Origin of the sequence: Halorubrum sp. SP9 (genome assembly GCF_005435015.1) — an archaeon.
GTDB lineage: Archaea > Halobacteriota > Halobacteria > Halobacteriales > Haloferacaceae > Halorubrum > Halorubrum sodomense.
Window position 1 is genome coordinate 1 of the sequence record NZ_SGXU01000140.1, and the last position, 1,047, is coordinate 1,047.

Sequence of the window (1,047 nt, forward strand, 5' to 3'; positions counted from 1 at the left end):
GGCTGGGGCTTTGGTACCGTTCGCCGGCGATCCGCAAGGATGGGTGTGACAGAATGATCCCCAAGAGTTTGATCTTATTTGAGATACAACGAAACGGCCGACAGAGTGGACCTGTGCTTCGTTCTATAAGTGGATCCACTTCGGCGAAATACTATTGGATTTTATTAGATCTGAACGACCTTTTTCTGGTATTATCGACTACGAGACAGTATGCCAGAAGAGACAAAACAAACAGAACATACTACCTCAGAGGAGCAGTCTGAGAACGATCTCCGTGAAGAACTCTACGACCAATTTGGAATTTCTATGAAAGGTCGAGTCGGAATTAGATGGATCATTCCACACCTTGATCAAGGTGTACAAACAGAATCCCGTTACGACATCGACAAGCGCTCAAAAATTCTCGCTGAAATAGCTCTATTCCAAGCTTATGAACAGGAGCCAAAATTCAAGATATTTGTTTGGGCGGCTATGCTTGTAGGCGCGTTCGATCTTCTACATCAACTTGATCCTGGAGTTTACAGCATCCTATTCATCGCTCTTGCGACAATCAACGGCTTTGTGTCGTCACTACGGTCTCCGGCGATGATGGCTGCCGAATTGGAAGGAACACCCGATGAAAACGGAATGCCAGCTGACTACCGTGCTAAGGCACTCTCAAGTGTAAATACAAACATTACGCTAGTACTATTCGTGATTGCTGTGGGAGTTCAGTTGTTTGTGACAAGCGGGTACGCGCAACAGGAAATTATCTCGAGAAATCTGGCAACTGGTGTGGTAAACCCTGGTATTTCTGTGGCTGTACTACTAGCAATCCCGCTACTAGTTTCCCGAATACTAGGGGAGAGTGACGCCAACAAATAACTGCTAGCCAGACGAGTGAACTAGTGAATACACGCAGAAATTAGCGTATATTTGAATTGTTCCAGAACGGTCCAGTCCGCAGTAGATCAGCTATAAGTTGTCGACGACGAACCCGCGCTCCGATTCTTAAATCTCGTCGGCCGCGTCCTGCGCCTCTCGGAGCGTGAACTCGCCTTCGTACAG

At 47.1% G+C, this 1,047-nt stretch carries 1 protein-coding gene; it reads left to right on the top strand.

Annotated elements, in window-relative coordinates; genetic code table 11:
* Positions 1 to 210 precede the first annotated feature (210 nt).
* Positions 211 to 864, top strand: a complete 654-nt coding sequence (locus EXE45_RS16885) for a hypothetical protein (protein ID WP_137695015.1) — start codon at positions 211 to 213, stop codon at positions 862 to 864.
* Positions 865 to 1,047: the final 183 nt, after the last annotated feature.

What these genes read in the sequence shown, in the direction of transcription:
- EXE45_RS16885 (WP_137695015.1), top strand. Translation starts at nt 211, where the DNA reads ATGCCAGAAGAGACAAAACAAACAGAACATACTACCTCAGAGGAGCAG.